The sequence below is a fragment of the Amycolatopsis sp. lyj-23 genome, from assembly GCF_046549135.1.
Taxonomy (GTDB): Bacteria; Actinomycetota; Actinomycetes; order Mycobacteriales; family Pseudonocardiaceae; genus Amycolatopsis.
Window position 1 is genome coordinate 256,685 of sequence record NZ_JAJPWN010000011.1, and the last position, 17,056, is coordinate 273,740.

Consider the following 17,056-nt stretch of genomic DNA (forward strand, 5'->3'; position numbering starts at 1 on the left):
CGGTGTAACAGGCGGCATTCTCCGGCCGACCTGTTCCGGCAAGCGGTGTCTTCACCGTGGACGATCGACAGCAGGGAAACGATCATGGCGGCGGAACTGTCGAGGGAGTGGCCGGAGACGACCGCGCGGGCGGTCCTCATCGTGAACCAGCAGATCACACTGCTGTACGACACCTGGAACGAGCGCGCCCGCCCGGGAGACGTTTACGCGTTGGCCGGACACCTTCGGACCTTGTTGCACGATGGCGCCTTCAACCGGGCCTGGGGAGCAGTCTGGCCGGCCGACGAGCGCGCCAAGCCCACAGTCGTCGCTCCGGATCTGACTGCCCTCGTTCCCCGGCCAACATGGCCTCGAGTCGTGCACGCTCAGACGGCGGGGCTCGCCGTTCCGGGTGTGCACCTGTGGATGCCCGTGGCTTTCGGACCGGACACCGGCTCGGGTGCGGACAACGAGCGCAAAGCAACACCGGCCGTGGCCCCTCCCGAAGTCGAAACCTCGCAGGAAGCGTGGCTCAAGCAAGTGCACCTGAGCATGAGGGGTGCGGTGCCCTCAGGGCTGATCGACCAGGAGAGCGTCCCGCTCGCTCCGGAAAGCTGCTACACACGCCTGACGGTGGCGCAGTTCCTCCAGGCGCCCTGCATGATCCAGCGTGGCCGGCCGATCAGCCGACAGCACCTCGTCAAGGTCTTCGCCAACAACCTCGGGGCAGCTCACCTGGACTGGGACGGCAAGGATGAGGACTACCGGCTACTGGCCGAACCCGGTCAGTGGCTGCGGCTGTCGAGCCGGAACCCGGCGCTGCTGGAAATACTCTCGATCGGGCAGATCCTCGCTCGCTCCCAGGCGGCTCGGCTCTTCCGCGAACGTGTCGCGAGCTTGAACCTCGACCCGTCGCTGCTCTGACGGTCCGGCGCCGAACCGTCCTCGTCTCCTGTGGGGTACCCGTCTCGAACCGGTCACGGGTCCCGTGGTCGGCGAGACGCCGCACCGGCCGTCAGTCCTTCGTCGCGCGCTCCCACAAGCGTTCGAACTCCGCGCCGTCGATCACGGCCGGGGTCAGCGCCTGCTGGGCCGCTATCTCCTCGAACGACGGCAGTGGCACCTCGCTGAGCCCGGTGCGGCCGGTCGAGCGCCAGTCGTCGGCGTACTGCAGGGTGCCGTCGGGGAAGACCTCGACCTTGCGGACCTCCCAGCGGTCTTCGTCGAGCTCGCTGTAGATGTCCACCGGGGCGTCCGGGGCCTCGTGCCGCCAGTGCACGTGCAGGTAGTCCATGTCCGTTCTCCGGTTCAGCGCTGGCGCGGCGGGCGCGGGCGGGCCGCGTCGCCCCAGTCTTCCTGGCCCATGCTGCTGCCCAGGTGGGGGCCCGTCGGGTTCGGGCCGTGGCTGACGTGGGCGTCGCCGATCTGGACCGGGCGGGGGTTCGGGTGGTTCGTCGGCTGGTCGCTGTGGTGCACGACGTACACGTCCGGCCGGTGGTCGGACTGCGAGATCGTGTACCCCTGGCTCTCCAGGGCCGACGGGCTGACTTCGATGTGGTGGGTGAAGCTCGCGCCGGAGCCCGGGTTGAGCACCAGGGCCTGGGACAGGCCTTCCTGCGACAGCTGCCCCGGCGCGATGTTCGTGAAGTAGCCACCCGAGCCGTACCGGGCGTGCGAGCCGACCAGCGGGTTGTCGGGCGTGCCGTGTGTCCACGCCGACGGCCGGACGTGGCCGCTGCCCATGATGCCGTGCATGCCGGCTTCGTTGGTGTAGTGGTAAAGGCTGCCGTTGGGGTTGTCCGGGGTGTGCGGCACCGTCGCGTGCGGCGTCGTCGGCAGCGGGTTGTCGTAGTACGGCGGGGGCGGCCGGTTGCCGTTGCGGGGCGGGCGGCTCGGGCCGCCGTTGCCGCCCCGGCCGTTCCCGCCCGGGTTGCCGCCGCCGCCGCGGCTGCCACCGCCACCGCCGCCGCGGCTGCCACCTCCCCGGCTGCCACCGCCGCTGCCGGACGCCGCGTCCGCGCACGGCGTCAGGCCCGACGGGTCGATCCACGCCAGCGGGTTGGCGACGTACGCCTGCGGGTTCGCCCCGCCCGCCAAGCCGAGCGGGTCGGCGCTGAGGAAGCGCGCGGTGCCCGGGTCGTAGTAGCGGTGGTAGTTGTAGTGCAGCCCGGTTTCGGCGTCGAAGTACTGGCCGGGGAACCGCAGCGGGGTCACCGCGGGCGCGGTGTCCAGCGCCCGGCCCCAGATCGTCTGCGGCTGCTGGCGCGCGACGACGCCGTCGAGCCCGACCAGTTCCGTCGGGGTGCCGACGACGTCGGTCACGATCGCGTAGAACCGCTGGTCGAGCACCCGCTGGAAGCCGTCCGGCGCGAGCAGCCGCTCGCACTGCAGCAGCGGGAGCTCGCTGCCGGGTTCGACGTCCCAGCTCAGCAGGCGCCGCTGCCCGGACGCCGTCAGCCGGTGCTCCTCGGCCAGCGCCGGTCCGTCCCAGGTGAAGTCGATCTGCTCGGCCACCGCGCCGTCGGCCGCGAGCCGCTGCTTCGCGACCCGCCTGCCCAGCGGGTCGTAGCGGTAGCGCCACTGCTGCCCGTCGGGCGTCGTGACGCCGGTGAGCCGGTCCTCGGCGTTCCAGGTGAAGCGCCAGACCTGCGGCCGCCCGTCGATCCCCGGCGCGGTCCGCTCGACGAGCCTGCCCTGCCGGTCGTGGGTGTAGCGGGCGGCGCCGGCACCGGTGAGCCGGCCCCCGGCGTACGTCCGCGGCCCCGCGAGCGCGTCGGGGACGGTACCCGCCTGGACGCCGGTGACGTTGCCGGTGCTGTCGTAGCTGTAGCGCTCGGTGTGCGCGGAGCCGGTGACCGCGCTGATCCGGCCGAGCGGGTCCAGCTCGAACGACCGCGTTCCGCCGGCGGCGTCGTGCATCGCGACGAGCAGGCCGTCTTCGCGGTAGTCGTAGGAGCGCCGGTGCACCAGGGCACCGCCGGCGCCCGCCACGGTCTGCGCGGCGAGCCGGCCCGCCGCGTCCCAGTGGCGGCGCAGGTCCGCGACACCCCATTCGCGCTGGACTTCCCGGCCGGCCTGGTCGCGGCGCAGGTGCATCGTGTGGCCGCCGACCCGCAGCCCGGTCGCGGCGCCGGTGCCGTCGTAGGCCCATTCGGTGGTCAGCCCGGACGGCAGGGTGCGCCGGGTCCGCCGGCCGAGCACGTCGTACTCCGACCGCACGGTCCGGCCGTTGCAGGTTTCGGTCAGCACCCGGCCGAGCGCGTCGTAGGTGAAGGTGACGTCCGCGTCGGCGTTGACCGCGCGCAGGAGCCGGCCGGCGGCGTCGTAGGTCCACCGGGTCACGTCGGCGCCGGCGCGCTGCTCGAGCACGCGGCCGAGGGCGTCGCGGGTGAACTCGAGCGTCTCGCCGGCGCCGTTCGTCCGGCTGATCAGGTTGCCCGCCGCGTCGTAGCCGTAGCGGAGCACCCGGCCGTCGAAGTCCCGCTCCTCCACGAGGTTCCCCGCCGCGTCGTGGCGGTACTCCCAGCGGCGCCCCTGCTCGTTGCGGACCGCGACGAGCCGCAGCTCGGTGTCGTGCGTGAACTCCATCCGGCTGCCGTCCGGCGCGATCCGCGCGGCCGGCAGGTCGAACGCCCCGACCTCGTGCAACGTCCGCGCGCCGGTGGCGTCGCGGTGCTCGCGCAGGTTGCCCTCGCCGTCGTAGGACCAGTGCTCGGTGCCACCGCCGGGGCGGGTCACGCGCAGCGGGAGGCCCTCGACGGTCCAGGCGTAGCGGGCCGTCTCGCCGGCCGGTCCGGTTTCGGCGACCAGGCGGCCGAAGCCGTCGTACTCGAACGTGCGGACCGCGCCGGTGGGCGAGGTGATCGACGTGGGCAGGCCCCGCGCGTCGGAGACGATGGTGGTCCGGCCGCCCGCCGGGTCGACGACCGTGGCGAGGTTCCCCGCGCCGTCGTAGCCGTAGGTCGTGCGGGCGCCCGCCGGGTCGACCGCGGCGACCAGTTCGCCGCGCTCGCCGTACTCCCGGATCGTGCTCGCGCCGTCGACGTCCACGGTCCGCACCGGCCGGTGTGCCTCGTCGTACTGCGCCGAGTCGCTGGTGCCGTCGGGGTAGCCGACGGCGACCAGGTCGCCGGCGTCGTCGTAGGTGTAGGTGGTCGCGCCGCCGAGCTCGTCGGTGCGGACGAGCAGCCGGTGGTGGCGGTCCCACTCGTAAGAGACCTCGTGCCCGAGCGGGTCGACCTCGCGGCTGACCTGCCCCCACTCGGTGAAGTGGTAGGTGATGGCGGCGCCGAGCGAGTTCGTCGCCCGCGTGGTGCGCGCGCCGGTGTCGTAGTCGAAGGTGTAGTCGAGGAACCCGCCGTCGCCTTCGGTGCGGACGCAGCGACCGGCGGTGTCGTAGTGGTAGCGGTAGGAGACGCCGTTGCGGTCGGTCCAGCCGGTGATCCGCCCGTCGGCGTCGTAGGAGAAGCGCAGCGGACGGCCGGAGGAGTTGACGACCTCGACGAGGTGGCGCGCGTCGTCGTAGCGGTAGCGGACGAGCGGGAGGTCGGCCGGGGTGCCGTCGGGCAGCCGGGCGCCGCCGGCCAGGCTGATGCCGGTGACGAGGCCGTCGGCGGACTCGACGGCGAGCCGGTAGCCGCCGGAGTGGCTGATCGCCGTCAGGACGCCGTCGGTCCGCTCGAAGTCCATCCGGGCGCCGGAACCGCGCAGCACGGCGGTCACCGGCCGCTCCGGACCGTCGGCCGGGGCGAAGAACAGGGTCTGCGACAGCTCCGGCATGGTGACGGTGAAGCCGCCGTCCGGGGTGCGGGCCAGTGGCCAGCGGGGCCCGAACTCGGGCAGCACCGGCTCGGTGGCGCCCGGCAGCGGGTAGGTCATCAGCGCGCCGTCCTCGGCGGCGAAGCTGATCCCCGCGTCGTCGACCTCGAGCCGCTGGTCCAAAGTGGACGCCCAGGTGCGCCCGAACGACCGGCCGCAGCGGTAGTCCGACAGGTGGGTGCGCGAGACGATCAGCGGGAGCGCGGCGCGCAGCTCGACGTCGGTCTGGGGCAGGAACATCCGCCCGCTCGCGACGTCGATGGGGTCACCGCAGTCGGGCAGGTCGCGGGTCGGGGTGGCGTTGTGCGGCGGGTTGGTGTTGCCGCCGCGGATGTCGCCGCCCTTCGCGCCCGACGCCGTCGTGCCGCCCGAGGACCCCTTGGGCGGGGGCGGCGTGCTGCCCGGGGTGTGGTCCGGGGCACCGCCCGGGGTGTGGTCGCCGGCGGGCGTGGTCGAGCCACCGCCCTTCGGGGGCGGCGAGTGGTCGCCCGAGGGAGTCGTCGTGTCGCCCTTCGGCGGCGGCGTGTGGGCACCGGACGGGGTCGTCGCGTCGCCGCCGTGCGGCTTCGGCGCCTTGGGCGTGGCGTCGATGGGGCCGACCTTGTGCGGGGTGGAGACCTTGCCGCCGCCTTTGAGGCCCTTCATCGCCTTCGCCGCGTCGCCGAACAGGTCTCCGGCCCGCTTCAGCAGGGGCATGAGCGCCTTCAACGCCGTGACCAGCCGCTTGACCAGGTCGGCGATCTTCGACGCCGTCTTCGCCACCGCGCCGATCACCTGCGGCACCACCCAGGTCAGCCCGATCCCGAGCGTGAACACGACCTGCAGCGCCCAGCTGATCAGGTGGCCGATGAGCTCCGCGATGATGTCCCGGACGAGGGCGCGCACCGCGGCCACGACCTCACCGGCGGTCTTCACCCCGCTCGAAGCGCCTTCACAGCCCTTCTGCGCGGACTCCAGCAGCGCGACCGCGTCCTGCGTCCGCTGCCGGTAGGCGTCCGCGGCCGGCCCGGTCCACGACTGCAGGTCGGCCTGCACCATGTCGCCGAGGTCGGTCCCGACGGCCTGCAGCTCCCCGGCGACGTTCTTCCAGGTCTCCGACTGGGCCGCGATCTCGTCCGCGTTGCCGGTGAGGCCGTCGAGCGCTTGCTTGAGCGGCCCGACGTGCTCCATCAGCCACGCCACGCCCGCCGCCAGGATGGCGCCGAACGGGTCCATCGCCATGGACAGCGCGTCCAGCGCGGTCCCGACCGCGCCCATGGCGACCGAGGCCCAGTCCCCGCTCTCGATGGCGGACTTCAGGTCGTTCGCGCTTTCCAGCAGGGAGATGCCGGTGTAGGGCTTGGTCGAGTCCTGGGGCTGCGCAACGAGCGGGTTGGTCACCCGATCATGCTAGCGACCCGGCTCCGGCGGTCACCGCCCGTCATCGCGGGGTGCGCCAAAGACTCCGGAAGGACGTACCAAAGGGGCAGGCGCCGGCCGGCTACGGGTGCGGATCCCCGGTCTTCCCGCCGCCTCAGGCGAGCGACGGCTCGGCGTCCGCGGCCTCGGGCTCCAGCGCGCTTTCGCTCTCGGTGCCGTACTGCTCACGCACCTCTTCGACGACGACGGCGATCCGGCCCAGCCGGTCCAGCACCTCCTGGTGGGCCGCGCGGATGGCGGCGGCCTGCTCCTCCGCGCGGGAGATGATCAGCTGCGCCTCACGCTGTGCGGCCCGCTCGATCTCCGCACGGGACGCCTCCGCCTCGGCGACCGCCTTCTCCGCGGCCGCCCGGAGTTCGTCGCTGTCCTTGCGGGCCTGGTCCTTGATCTCCGCCGCCTCGGTCTTCGCGACCTGGAGGATCTTTTCGATCCGGCGGCCCAGCCCGGCGGCCTCGTCCGGTTCGCCGGCCCGCGGCGCGGGCACCTGGGCTTTCGCCAGCCGGCGTTCCGCGACCCGCCGCGCCTTCTCGTGCCGGTCTATGCGCTTCTCCGCGCCCCGCACGTATTCGTCCACCTGACGGCGATCGTAGCCCCGCAGCACGATCGGAAACCGGACGTCGGACTCGGGCAGCGTTTCGGCAACCGTGTTCTCCATTCCCCGAGTGTCGGCAAGAACGGGACGACCGGCAATTCGAAATCGGACACAGAATCCACCAAAAGGGCCGTTTGACGGCCCCGCAAGCGGTATTTCACCCGGACGGTCAGGCGGTTCCCGGGTTCGTCACGTAAGGAGCGGTGTCCCACGGCGCGCCGGTGAAGAACCGGACGGTCAGATCGGCGACGTCGGCGGCGCGTTCCAGGACCACCCAGTGGTCGGAATCCCTGATGGCGGCGAACCGGCTGCCGCGGATCGTGGCCGCGAAGGCACGCTGCCGCTCCGGGGTGGTGATGGAGTCGTGCTCGCCGGTGAACACCAGGGCGGGCACCCCGGACAGGCCGCCGCCGAAGGACGGGCTGCTGATCAGCGAGCGCTGCAGGTAGCCCAGCACGTCGGGCACCTGGACGGCGACGTGCTGCATGGAACGCTTGACGTAGCGGTACACCAGCGACCGCCGGGGGATGTGGCGGTCCTCGTCGAGGCACAGCTGCATCCGCGCGGCCACCGCGGCGAACTTCTCGGTGTCACCCCGCTCGAGGTGGGCGGCCGCCAGCCGCAACGACTCCCGCTGCGCGGCGCTCGTGTGCGAAACCACGCCGCCGAGCATCAGCCGCGCGATGCGGTCCGGATTGCGCTGGGCGCAGCCGAACGCCAGTTCCGCGCCGTAGGAATACCCGAACAGGTTGACCCGCGGGGCGGCGAGGTCGTCGAGGATCCGGTCGACCGCGGCGCCGGCGAACTCCGTGCCGGCCCCGGGCGGCAGCGGGTCGGACGACCCCACGCCCGGCAGGTCCGCCGTCACGAAGTCCGCCACCGGGGTGATCCGGTCCTCCATGTGCGGCCAGCCGCGGCTGCCCTGGAACCCGCCGCCGAGCACGACCACCGGTTCCGTCCGCGGATCGGGCTGCCGGAGGAGCCGGTAGCTGAACCGGGTTCCGCCGAGGGTGAGCGGACGGACGTCTTCTTCCCGCATGATCTCCTTGCTCAGCAGCTCTTCGTGAGGACGAGAGCGGCGTTGTGGCCGCCGAAGCCCATCGACGTCTTGACCGCGCACTCGAACGCGGCCGGCCGCGCTTCCTTCGCGACGACGTCGACCGGGATCCGGATGTCCCGGGTCCGGAAGTTGGCCGTGGGCGGCACCAGCTGCCGTTCGAGGGCCAGCACGGTGAGCGCGGTCTCGATGCCGCCCGCCGCGCCGAGCGCGTGCCCGGTCATCGCCTTGGTCGAGGTCACCAGCGGCCGGTCGCCGAGGACCCGGTGCAGCACGGTGGCCTCGATCAGGTCGTTCATCACGGTGGACGTGCCGTGGGCGTTGACGTGGCCGACGTCGGCGGCCGCCACGCCCGCGTCGGCCAGCGCGGTCCGCAGCGCCCGGTCGATCCCGGCGCCTTCGGGGTCCGGCGCCACCGCCGCGTAGGCGTCGCTGGTGGCACCGTAACCCGCGAGGCCGGCCCGGATCCGCGCGCCGCGCGCCGCGGCGTGCTCGGGCCGCTCCAGCACGACGAGCCCGGCGCCCTCCCCCACCACGAAACCGTCGCGGTCGGCGTCGAACGGGCGGCACGCCGTCGCCGGGTCGTCCCGGCGGGTGGACACCGCCCGCATCTGGCAGGCGCTGGCGAGCAGCAGCCGGGAGCAGACGGATTCGGCGCCGCCGGCGATGACGACGTCGCACGCTCCGGCGCGCAGCAGCTGCAGCGCGGTCCCGATCGCGACGGTGCCCGAAGAACACGCGGTGGACACGCTCAGGCTCGGCCCGCGGGCGCCGAGGTCCATGCACACGCTGCTGGCGGCGCTGTTCACCGTGGTCATCGGCGCGAGTTTCGGCGACACCCGCCGGACGCCCTTTTCCGCGAGCACCGCGCTCTGCTGGTCGTAGAACGGGAGGCCGCCGTGGGCGGACCCGATGACGACCGCGACGCGGTCCGATTCCCACACCGCGGTGTCGAGGCCGGCGTCGGCCACCGCTTCCCGGGCCGCGATCACGGCCAGCTGGGAGAACCGGTCCATCATCCGCACGGCCGGTACGCCCAGCACGCTCGCGGGGTCGAGATCGTCGATCGTGTAGAGGAAATCGCACGACAGCCCCTGCAGTTCCGCGCGGTGGCGGACGTTCGGAGCGGTCCCGGACCGGGTCACGCCCCGCCACGCGGACTCGGCGCCGACACCCGCCGCGGTGACCAGGCCCAGTCCCGTCACCGCTGCGGCCGGACGCGCCGTCACCGCGCGGTCTCGACGACGGTGGCCAGCTGCCCCACGGTTTCCCGGGACGTCAGCTCGACGTCTTCGAGGTCGACGTCCAGGCGTTCCTCGAGCAGCACGCGCAGTTCCTCCAGCGCAAGGGAATCCAGTCCCAGGTCGTGCAGCGAGGCTTCGGCACGCACATCCCGCGGTTCGACACCGAAGTTGCGGTGCAGGAGCGTGGTGATCTCTTCGGTGACGGTCACTCTGCTGTGGACTCCCATCCGGTTTCCGCGCGGCCGCCGGTGCGCGGCCGCACGCGGTGGGGATCGGTGCACGTCCGGCGCCGATCCCCACCGGCGTTCCGCGGTGGCTCAGTGACCCTGGCCGGTCCCGCCGTCGGACTGGCCGCCGGCGGCGCAGTTGAGCGGGCTCTTGCCCTCGGCCGCGCTGCTGCCCGACAGGATCGGCACGTCGACGCCGTTCAGGACGTCGTCTACCGGCACCTGGACGCCGAGGACGTTCACCTCGTCGTCGCAGATCCCGACCGTGGCCTCGACGTTGTGCAGCACGTCGGTGTTGTTCAGGTTCAGCAGGCTGAACTGGCTGAGGGAATCGGAATCGCCGTGGTGCACGTATCCGTCCGTGGTGTCGGCGGAGGCGACCCCACCGGCGAGGAACGCGCCGGCCCCCAGGGCGGCGGTGACGGCAAAGACCTTCTTCAACATGCGGGAGACTCCTCGGAAATCACGAATCGGGAACAGCCGCGTTCTACGCCGCGGGCGAGCAGAAATTACTGCGACGCCCGGGCGGCTTTCCACTTCGGAACACCATCGAGTGAGCACCGCGGGCCACTGACCGCGCGGTCGTTGCCTCGATCGTGGCAACCGCGGAATCGGCGCCGCGCCGCGCCGGCGGGGCCGGGTGGTAGGAACGGGGCATGGTCACGCTGGATCGGCTGGTGAACGTCCTCGGCGGGTACGGCGTCCGGTTGTGCTGCTGCCCGGTCTCCCGGGACGTGCCGGTGCGCGACGTGGTGGTGCGGGATCCCGAAGAGCACCGCGAACTGCGCGGGGACGTGTACCTCGCCGTGGGCGCGGAGTCCGTCGGCGCGGCGGTGGACCTGGCCGCCGCGGCGCGGGCCTGCGCCGTGCTGGTCCGGGGCACCGCCACGCCGGGCCCGGAAGTGCTCGCGGCCGCCGGAGCTGCCGAGGTCGCGGTGCTCGTCGTCGACCCGGAGGTGTCGTGGGGCCAGCTGGCCGGGGTGGTCTACGGACTGGTGCTGGAAGGGCGGGAAACCGAGTCCGGACGCGGGCCGACCGACCTGTTCGCGCTGGCGGACAGCCTGGCGGACGCCCTCGGCAGCACGGTGACCATCGAGGACCGGCTGTCCCGCGTCCTGGCTTACTCCAGCCTGTAGCACGGCAGGTCGACGTCCCCGGCGGCGCCGGGGTCCGGCTCGACGGCCGGCGGTACACCGACCCGGGGCGCTTCGCCGAGTCACTGGCGCGTTCGGTCGTCAGCCGCGGCGGCACCATCCGCCACCGGTTCGCCGTCACCTCGGTGCGCCCGCACCCGCACGCGGTCGCCGTGCGGTCGGCCGCCGGGCAGACGCTGTCCGCCCACGCCGTCGTCCTGGCGACCGGGGCCTGGCTGGGCGAGCTCGGCCGCCGGTTCGGTGTCACCGTCGGAGTGCGTGCCGGGCGGGGCTGCTCCTTCACCGTGCCGACGGACCGCCCGGTGCCGAACCCGCTCAACCTGCCCGGCGTCCGGGTGGCCCGCACGCCGTACCGCCGGGGTCTGCGGGTGGCCGGGACGATGGAGTTCCGGCACCCGGACGCCCCGCTCGACGACGCCCGGGGCCGGGCCGCCTCCCCCTCGTCCGGCCCCCACGGACGTCCGGAAGGAGATCACCATGACGACCTCGGCCCGCCCGTGGCTGACGCCCCGCACCCACCGCGACCTGCTCGCCGAGCGCGCCGACCTGGTCCGCGCGCGGAGCACCGGCGACGATCCCGACAGCATCGTGCAGAACCGCCACCGGCGGGCCCGGATCCGCCGGATCGACCACATCCTGCGCGCGGCCGTGGTCGGCGAGGACCCGCCCGACGACGGGATCGCCGAACCGGGCATGGTGCTCACCGTCCGGTACGACGGCACGGACACCGCCGAGACGTTCCTGCTCGGCGTGCGCACCGGAACGAAACAGGACGACCTCGAGGTCTGCTCCCCGGACTCCCCGCTGGGCCGGGCACTGGCCGGGGCGCGGCCGGGCGAGGAGCGGACCCACCGGGTGCCGGGCGGCGCCACGGTCCGCGTCATACTCGTCGACGCGCAGCCCTACGGGAAGTTCCGGCGGCCGGCCCGGTAGCCGCCGGAGGTCTCTCAGCGTCCTCACAGCACGGATGCGAAAGGGTTCGGCGCCGTCCGTTCGTGTTGGAGGTTTTGTGGAGGACCCGCTCACCCGGCGCCGCCTGTTCGGGGTGGCGCTGGGCGCTGCCGCGCTCACCGCGTGCTCGGCACCCGGGCCGGCACCGGCTCCGGCCGCTCCGGTTCCCCGATCGGCGACGCCGTCTTCGAGCGCGCCCCCGCCGTCGCCATCGTCGTCGTCGCCGCGGCCGCAGGGACCGGCCACCGAGCTCGTCCGCTCGTCCTCGGGACGGCCGCAGGTCGCGCTGACGTTCCACGGTGCGGGTGATCTCCAGGTCACCCGCCAGGTGCTGGACGTCGTGCACCAGCACGGCGCGCGGATCACCGTGCTGGCGGTGGGCACGTGGCTCGCCGAGCACCCGGACGCCGCCCGGATGGTCCGCGACGGCGGGCACGAACTGGGCAACCACACCTGGAGCCACCCCGCGCTCTCGGGCTACAAACCGGAGCCGATGTACGCGGAGATCCAGCGCTGCCGGGACAAACTGGCCGAACTGACCGGCTCGCCGGGTGCCTTCTTCCGGCAGTCCCAGGGCCAGCACGCCACACCGGAAGAACTCACCGAAGCAGGCAAGGCGGGGTACGCGCGAGTGCTGTCCTACGACATCGATTCGCTGGACTGGAAGGACCCCGGGCCGGCCGCCATCCGCGCCGCGGTGGCGAAGGCGCGCGCGGGCAGCGTGGTCAGCATGCACCTCGGGCACCCGGGCACGGTCGCCGCGCTCCCCGGCATCCTGACCGCACTGGCGGACCGCGGCCTCACCCCGGTCACCGCGTCGGAACTGCTGGCGTAGCGATGCGCGTCCGGCTGACCGCCGTGGTCTTCAGCACCGTCCTCAGTGCCCTGCTCGCCGGCTGTTCCTCGGACAGCGGCTCGTCCATGCCCGGTATGCCGGACATGAGCGGCGGCCCGGGCACGTCCGTGCCCCACCTGCCCACCCCGCCGGCGCCGGCGGGGAACCCGCTGCCCGGCATGCCCGCCGTCACCGACGCGCACGACGTCGACGCCGCGGCGGGCGCCGGGATGCTCTCGCCCGCGGTCGCCGGCGACAAGCCACTGGTCTACGTGCCGCACAGCGGCTCGGGCGACGTCTGGGTGATCGACCCGGCGAACTTCCACGTCGTCGGGAAGTACCCGGCCGGCAAGGAACTGCAGCACGTGGTGCCGTCGTGGGACCTGCACACGCTGTACGCCACCGACGACCGCGCCGACCACGTGCTGCCGTTCGACCCGAAGACCGGCCTGCCCGGCAAGGCGTTCCCGGTGGTGGATCCGTACAACATGTACTTCACCCCGGACGGGCGGTACGCGATCTCGGTGGCGGAGCGGCTGCGCAAGCTGGTCTGGTACGACCCGCACACGTGGCAGGAGCACGACGAAACGCCCGTCCCGGAGTGCACGGGGGTCGACCACGCCGACTTCTCCCCCGACGGCCGCACGGCGGTCTTCACGTGCGAGTTCGCGGGCCGGGTCGCGGTGGTCGACGTGGCTTCGCACCACCTGCTGCGGATGATCGACATGCCGCACCGCAACACGCACATGGGCCCGCAGGACATCAAGCTCGCGCCCGACGGCTCGGTGTACTACATCGCGGACTCCGACGCGAACGGCCTCTGGGTCCTCGACGGCGCGGCGACGAAGGTGCTGCGGTTCATCCCGACCGGCAAAGGTGCGCACGGGCTCTACCTGTCGCGGGACGCGAAGCAGCTGTACGTGACCAACAGGCACGAAGGCAGCGTCAGCGTCCTCGACGCCTACACCGGCGCGCCGGTGACGGTGTGGCACATCCCGGGCGGCGGCAGCCCGGACATGGGCAACGTGACCGCCGACGGCACGCAGCTGTGGCTTTCCGGGCGCTACGACCGGGTCGTCTACGTCCTGTCCACAAAGGATGGTGCGCTGCTGGCCAGGATCCCGGTCGGGAACGAGCCGCACGGCCTGTGCGTCTGGCCGCAGCCGGGCCGGTATTCCCTGGGCCACACGGGCATCATGCGGTAGCCGGGCGTCCTCAGCGTCCGCTCAACCGGTTCGTTCTCTTGGTCGAAGGAGGGACCGCATGCGTCGGGCGAAGTGGGTGGCGCTCGGCGCCTTGATGGCCTTGCTGACCGGCTGCGGCGCCGAGCCTCCGGCGGTGACCCCGTCGGCGTCGGTGCCTTCGTCGTCGTCGTCGGCTTCGGCTTCGGCGGGCCGGAACCAGGATCCGGCCCGGTTCGCCCCCCAGGTGCGGACGCGGGCCGCCGAAGCGGGCGTGTCACCCCGGCTGCTGATGGCGATCCTCTACAACGAGTCGTACAAGCCCCACGACCCCGAGCTCGAGCGGGCGTGGCAGAACGTCAAGCCGGACGCGGCTTTCGGCGTCGCGAACATGCACCGGGCCACGTTCGACCAGACCAAGGAGGGCCGCGCGTTCGCCGCCCGCGACTGGCAGGAGCTCCCCGACGACCCGGACCTGGCGATCCGCTCGGCGGCGTGGTACCTGCACGACCTGGCCGCCCAGCTCCCGGCGAAGCACCCGAGCGGTCTCACCACCGACGAACTGCTCGCGCTCGGCTACAACGCCGGTCCGGGCAACATGAAGGCGTTCGCCCGCGGCACCCGGCCGGGTGCTCAGGCACAGACCTATTTGGACACCCTGCGGAGCAACTGGGCCAAGGCGGACGCCGCACTGGGACAGCGGTAACGCGCGGGAAGGAAACCCCGCCAGTGGCGAAACGGTCAGAGGGCGATTCCCTCCTGCCCGCTGTCGAGGTGAGGTGGTTCATCTTCTTCGATTCTGTCCGGGTGCGGCAAACCGTCTTCATCGACCTGAAGTGAATCCGCCGGGTTCGGTTCGAACTCAGTCGGAGCAATCCACGGTAGATCCTCGGGTGACCCGGGAATCGCGGTCCAGCTTGATTCGACCGTGCAGAGCTCCTCCGCCGACTGGTCGCGGCCGGCCTCCGAACCGATCCCGGACAGGTCCGACAACGAGGCACCGGTGCCGAGAATGAGTCTGTCGTCCGGAAGGCGCGGTTGCGTTTGCGGAGTTCTGTCGGCAAAATCGGCCGGCGATTCCGGCCCGGCTGACGCAGCCGGGGCGGACTCCGCGGAAGTCTTCGGTTCGAAGCTGTCACCTTCGTTGCAGTCGGGCTCGGGTGCCGCCTGCCGATCATCGTCCGCCAGGCGCCAACCCGGCGGGAAATCCGTCGCCGAACCGCGGTCGCGCTCTCGGGTTCGTCGCCGGACATCTTCGGCCTGGCGGTTCTTCCCTGGGGGCGTCGGTACCGGCCTTGCCCGCTCCGGCTTGACCGGAGCAGGCGCCTCCGGGTTCGCTCCGGGTGAAGGCTTCTCGGTCGCAGGCGAAGCATCGACCTCCAGCTCGGCAACGACCGCGGTATCGGCGGCCTTCGGCTCCACCACGTCACCCCGTCGCCACAACGGCTGTGGCAAGGCATCCGGTTCCAGCAGCGAGATCGGGTCGGGGTTCGATCTTGGTGGCATCGGATCGACCGTCGACCAGGGCCCGGGAGGTTTGCCCGGCCCCGGCCCCGGGCCCTCTTGAAGCCGACGACCGAACTCGTTCTCGCTGAATTGCTTCATCATGCCGGCGAGATACGCGCAGTCGGCCGGCTCACCGTTCGCGGCTTCGGCCAGCACCCCGACGACTTGAACCCTCGTCGCCCATGCGTCGACACCGCCCAGCCGCGCGAACAGCCAGCCGGCCACCAGCTTGCCGATGACCTTGGCCAGGGGAAGGGGCAGCCCCAGCTGGTGCAGCAAGGTGATGACGACAGCCGTCGCGACGATCCTCCGCAGATCTCCGGTCAGGAGCTTCACAAGCGTGGCGACGTCGCCGACGGCGAGCACGGACCCACCGGCCGCGTCGCGGCGGAGGGCCGTCCACATCTCCGGCCGGAAGAACCGGAGCGCCTGCTTCTGAGGATCCTCGTACGGATCTTCGACCATCACGCTGACGACGGCGTCGATCACCTTGCTGCGGCTCCGGCGGTTCGGGTGCCCGCCCGGGTCGTGCTTCGCCCTGCCCATGCTCAAGACTGTGCGCGCCGGACGCCCCGGATACAACCGCCGAAGACGGCGGTACGCGGCCCGGCAGCCGGGCTTCAGCCCGAGACGATCCGCCGGAAGGTCTCCCGCTCCCGGCGCGAAAGCGGCACCCGCAGAACGTCGACCTCCGGCCGGGGCAGCGGCACCCCCATTCCCGGTTCGAACGGCGGGACCGGCGGCACGAAGACCCAGCCGAACCCCGTCAATGCCCGGGCGAGTGCGCGGACCATCCGCTTCATCGTGCCCCCTTCAGGAGACCGTCACCGGGTGGCGGACGACCGCGCCGAACAGGTAGCCCTGCGTGTTGTACGGTGCGACGTCCGGCTGGCTCGCGCCGGTGATGTCGGTGGCCCGGGCGCGCAGCGTGTACGGGCCGGCCGTGCGCGGCCGCCACGGGAACTCCCACTGCCGCCAGCCGCGGTCGGGCGCCGGGCCGATCGGCTTGGCGGGCTGCCACGTGACGCCGTCCGTGCTCACCTCGACGCGGCGGATGCGGCCGTGGCCCGACCAGGAACGGCCGCGCAGCACCTGCCGCTGCCCGGCCGGCAGCGTTGCGCCCCACGGGAGCTCGAACGCGCTCTTCACCACCTGCTCGGTCACCAGCGTGCCCTCGGGCGGGTAGTCCGGGCCCAGCAGGCGGTAGAACTGCGTGCTCCACGGCGACACCAGCGGCGTCGCCGACACCTCGATGCGGCCGAGCCACTTGACCGAGGAGATGCCGGCCCACGACGGCACCACCAGCCGCACCGGGAAACCGTGGTCGGGCGGCAGCGGCTGCCCGTTCATCTCGTACGCCAGCAGGACGTCTTCCAGCGCCTTGGCCACCGGCAGCGGCCGGCGCACCTTGCCGAGGTTCACCCCGCCCGTGACGTAGTCCGGGTCGAGGCCTTCCGGGAGCACGTCCACCGCGTCACGGGACAGCCCGGCCCGCGCGAGCACCGTCGCCAGCCGGACGCCGCGCCAGCGGGCGACGCCGACCGCGCCGAGCTTCCACGCCGTTCCGCTGACGCTCTGGCCCTGCTGGGCGGCGAAGAAACTCCGTCCGTTGCCCGCACACTCGATGAACGCCGTGATCGTCTCCGACGGCAGTGCGCGCAGCTCCCGGTAGCCGAACTCGACCGGCCCGCCGCGCAATCCGGAGCCGAACAGCCGCAGCCGCCAGCCGGCGGCGTCCAGGACCGGCGTCGACGTGTGGTCGCGGACGAAGAACCGGTCGATCGGGGTCAGGTAGCCCTGCCCGCGCATCGCTTCCCAGCGCATCTCGGCGTTGGTGCCGTAGACGTCGAACAGCTCCGGCGGCAGCGGCTTGACGATCGGGCTCGCGGCCGACGCCGCCGGGGTCGCCGCGGCGGCCGCGGCCAGCGCGAGGCCGCCGGCCGCCGTCAGGCGCAGCACGGTGCGCCGGTTCAGTCCCGGCATGCGCGCCTGGCCGGTCTGCCACTGCGCGAGGCGCACCCGGTCGTAGGCGGTCTCTTCGGTCAACGCCGTCATGCGGGGCATTCTCGGGATCACCGCTGCCCGCGGCCAGG

The 17,056-nt window shown here is 72.6% G+C and carries 15 protein-coding genes and 2 pseudogenes; 7 read left to right on the plus strand and 10 right to left on the minus strand.

The annotated features are described in order from the left end of the window. The first annotated feature begins 84 nt into the window (after positions 1–84). Positions 85–903 carry a hypothetical protein gene (locus ACLJPY_RS27980; protein ID WP_410592844.1) on the plus strand — a complete coding sequence of 273 codons (819 nt, stop codon included), beginning with the start codon at positions 85–87 and terminating at the stop codon, positions 901–903. Positions 904–994: 91 nt separating this feature from the next. Here the strand turns inward: ACLJPY_RS27980 and ACLJPY_RS27985 are convergent, their stop codons facing one another. The 7 genes from ACLJPY_RS27985 to ACLJPY_RS28015 form a co-directional block, all read right to left on the minus strand. Further along, positions 995–1,273 (minus strand): DUF6881 domain-containing protein, encoded by a 279-nt coding sequence (locus ACLJPY_RS27985; RefSeq protein ID WP_410592846.1) that lies wholly within the window; start codon positions 1,271–1,273, stop codon positions 995–997. Positions 1,274–1,287: 14 nt separating this feature from the next. Next, positions 1,288–6,177, minus strand: a complete 4,890-nt coding sequence (locus ACLJPY_RS27990; RefSeq protein ID WP_410592848.1) for an RHS repeat-associated core domain-containing protein — start codon at positions 6,175–6,177, stop codon at positions 1,288–1,290. A 133-nt stretch (positions 6,178–6,310) separates the two neighbouring features. Next, a complete protein-coding gene (locus tag ACLJPY_RS27995; protein WP_410592850.1) occupies positions 6,311–6,871 on the minus strand; it encodes a hypothetical protein in 561 nt (186 codons plus the stop codon). A 106-nt stretch (positions 6,872–6,977) separates the two neighbouring features. Continuing rightward, on the minus strand, positions 6,978–7,847 hold the full coding sequence (locus ACLJPY_RS28000) for an alpha/beta fold hydrolase (protein WP_410592852.1): 870 nt from the start codon (positions 7,845–7,847) through the stop codon (positions 6,978–6,980). Between the two features lie 11 nt (positions 7,848–7,858). Further along, positions 7,859–9,094, minus strand: a complete 1,236-nt coding sequence (locus tag ACLJPY_RS28005; RefSeq protein ID WP_410592854.1) for a beta-ketoacyl-[acyl-carrier-protein] synthase family protein — start codon at positions 9,092–9,094, stop codon at positions 7,859–7,861. Beyond that, the gene (locus ACLJPY_RS28010) at positions 9,091–9,318 is read right to left on the minus strand and encodes a phosphopantetheine-binding protein (protein ID WP_410592856.1); all 228 of its coding nucleotides are present in this window, start codon (positions 9,316–9,318) and stop codon (positions 9,091–9,093) included. The genes ACLJPY_RS28005 and ACLJPY_RS28010 overlap by 4 nt, the downstream gene beginning before the upstream one ends. A 108-nt stretch (positions 9,319–9,426) precedes the next feature. Further along, a complete protein-coding gene (locus tag ACLJPY_RS28015) occupies positions 9,427–9,780 on the minus strand; it encodes a hypothetical protein (protein WP_410592858.1) in 354 nt (117 codons plus the stop codon). Between the two features lie 212 nt (positions 9,781–9,992). Here ACLJPY_RS28015 and ACLJPY_RS28020 point away from each other — a divergent pair. The 6 genes and pseudogenes from ACLJPY_RS28020 to ACLJPY_RS28045 form a co-directional block, all read left to right on the plus strand. After that, a pseudogene (locus ACLJPY_RS28020) lies at positions 9,993–10,466 on the plus strand (PucR family transcriptional regulator); the annotation flags it as partial. A gap of 44 nt (positions 10,467–10,510) precedes the next feature. Further along, positions 10,511–10,897, plus strand: a pseudogene (locus ACLJPY_RS28025) (FAD-dependent oxidoreductase); the annotation flags it as partial. A gap of 70 nt (positions 10,898–10,967) precedes the next feature. Continuing rightward, entirely contained in the window at positions 10,968–11,423 is a 456-nt protein-coding gene (locus tag ACLJPY_RS28030; protein ID WP_410592860.1) for a GreA/GreB family elongation factor, read from the plus strand. Between the two features lie 76 nt (positions 11,424–11,499). Beyond that, positions 11,500–12,276 carry a polysaccharide deacetylase family protein gene (locus ACLJPY_RS28035; protein ID WP_410592862.1) on the plus strand — a complete coding sequence of 259 codons (777 nt, stop codon included), beginning with the start codon at positions 11,500–11,502 and terminating at the stop codon, positions 12,274–12,276. A gap of 2 nt (positions 12,277–12,278) precedes the next feature. After that, positions 12,279–13,481, plus strand: coding sequence for a beta-propeller fold lactonase family protein (locus tag ACLJPY_RS28040; RefSeq protein ID WP_410592864.1), 1,203 nt, complete (start codon positions 12,279–12,281; stop codon positions 13,479–13,481). A 58-nt stretch (positions 13,482–13,539) separates the two neighbouring features. Then, positions 13,540–14,163, plus strand: coding sequence for a transglycosylase SLT domain-containing protein (locus ACLJPY_RS28045; protein WP_410592866.1), 624 nt, complete (start codon positions 13,540–13,542; stop codon positions 14,161–14,163). Between the two features lie 35 nt (positions 14,164–14,198). Here ACLJPY_RS28045 and ACLJPY_RS28050 read toward each other — a convergent pair whose 3' ends face one another. The 3 genes from ACLJPY_RS28050 to ACLJPY_RS28060 all read right to left on the minus strand — a co-directional run bounded on the left by ACLJPY_RS28050 (position 14,199) and on the right by ACLJPY_RS28060 (position 17,018). Then, a complete protein-coding gene (locus ACLJPY_RS28050; protein ID WP_410592868.1) occupies positions 14,199–15,509 on the minus strand; it encodes a hypothetical protein in 1,311 nt (436 codons plus the stop codon). A gap of 74 nt (positions 15,510–15,583) precedes the next feature. Beyond that, the gene (locus ACLJPY_RS28055) at positions 15,584–15,766 is read right to left on the minus strand and encodes a hypothetical protein (protein WP_410592870.1); all 183 of its coding nucleotides are present in this window, start codon (positions 15,764–15,766) and stop codon (positions 15,584–15,586) included. A gap of 10 nt (positions 15,767–15,776) precedes the next feature. After that, positions 15,777–17,018, minus strand: coding sequence for a sulfite oxidase (locus tag ACLJPY_RS28060; RefSeq protein ID WP_410592872.1), 1,242 nt, complete (start codon positions 17,016–17,018; stop codon positions 15,777–15,779). Positions 17,019–17,056: the final 38 nt, after the last annotated feature.

What these genes read in the sequence shown, in the direction of transcription:
- ACLJPY_RS27980 (WP_410592844.1), top strand. Translation starts at nt 85, where the DNA reads ATGGCGGCGGAACTGTCGAGGGAGTGGCCGGAGACGACCGCGCGGGCG.
- ACLJPY_RS27985 (WP_410592846.1), bottom strand. Translation starts at nt 1,273, where the DNA reads ATGGACTACCTGCACGTGCACTGGCGGCACGAGGCCCCGGACGCCCCG.
- ACLJPY_RS27995 (WP_410592850.1), bottom strand. Translation starts at nt 6,871, where the DNA reads ATGGAGAACACGGTTGCCGAAACGCTGCCCGAGTCCGACGTCCGGTTT.
- ACLJPY_RS28000 (WP_410592852.1), bottom strand. Translation starts at nt 7,847, where the DNA reads ATGCGGGAAGAAGACGTCCGTCCGCTCACCCTCGGCGGAACCCGGTTC.
- ACLJPY_RS28015 (WP_410592858.1), bottom strand. Translation starts at nt 9,780, where the DNA reads ATGTTGAAGAAGGTCTTTGCCGTCACCGCCGCCCTGGGGGCCGGCGCG.
- ACLJPY_RS28030 (WP_410592860.1), top strand. Translation starts at nt 10,968, where the DNA reads ATGACGACCTCGGCCCGCCCGTGGCTGACGCCCCGCACCCACCGCGAC.
- ACLJPY_RS28040 (WP_410592864.1), top strand. Translation starts at nt 12,279, where the DNA reads ATGCGCGTCCGGCTGACCGCCGTGGTCTTCAGCACCGTCCTCAGTGCC.
- ACLJPY_RS28045 (WP_410592866.1), top strand. Translation starts at nt 13,540, where the DNA reads ATGCGTCGGGCGAAGTGGGTGGCGCTCGGCGCCTTGATGGCCTTGCTG.
- ACLJPY_RS28050 (WP_410592868.1), bottom strand. Translation starts at nt 15,509, where the DNA reads ATGGGCAGGGCGAAGCACGACCCGGGCGGGCACCCGAACCGCCGGAGC.
- ACLJPY_RS28055 (WP_410592870.1), bottom strand. Translation starts at nt 15,766, where the DNA reads ATGAAGCGGATGGTCCGCGCACTCGCCCGGGCATTGACGGGGTTCGGC.
- ACLJPY_RS28060 (WP_410592872.1), bottom strand. Translation starts at nt 17,018, where the DNA reads ATGACGGCGTTGACCGAAGAGACCGCCTACGACCGGGTGCGCCTCGCG.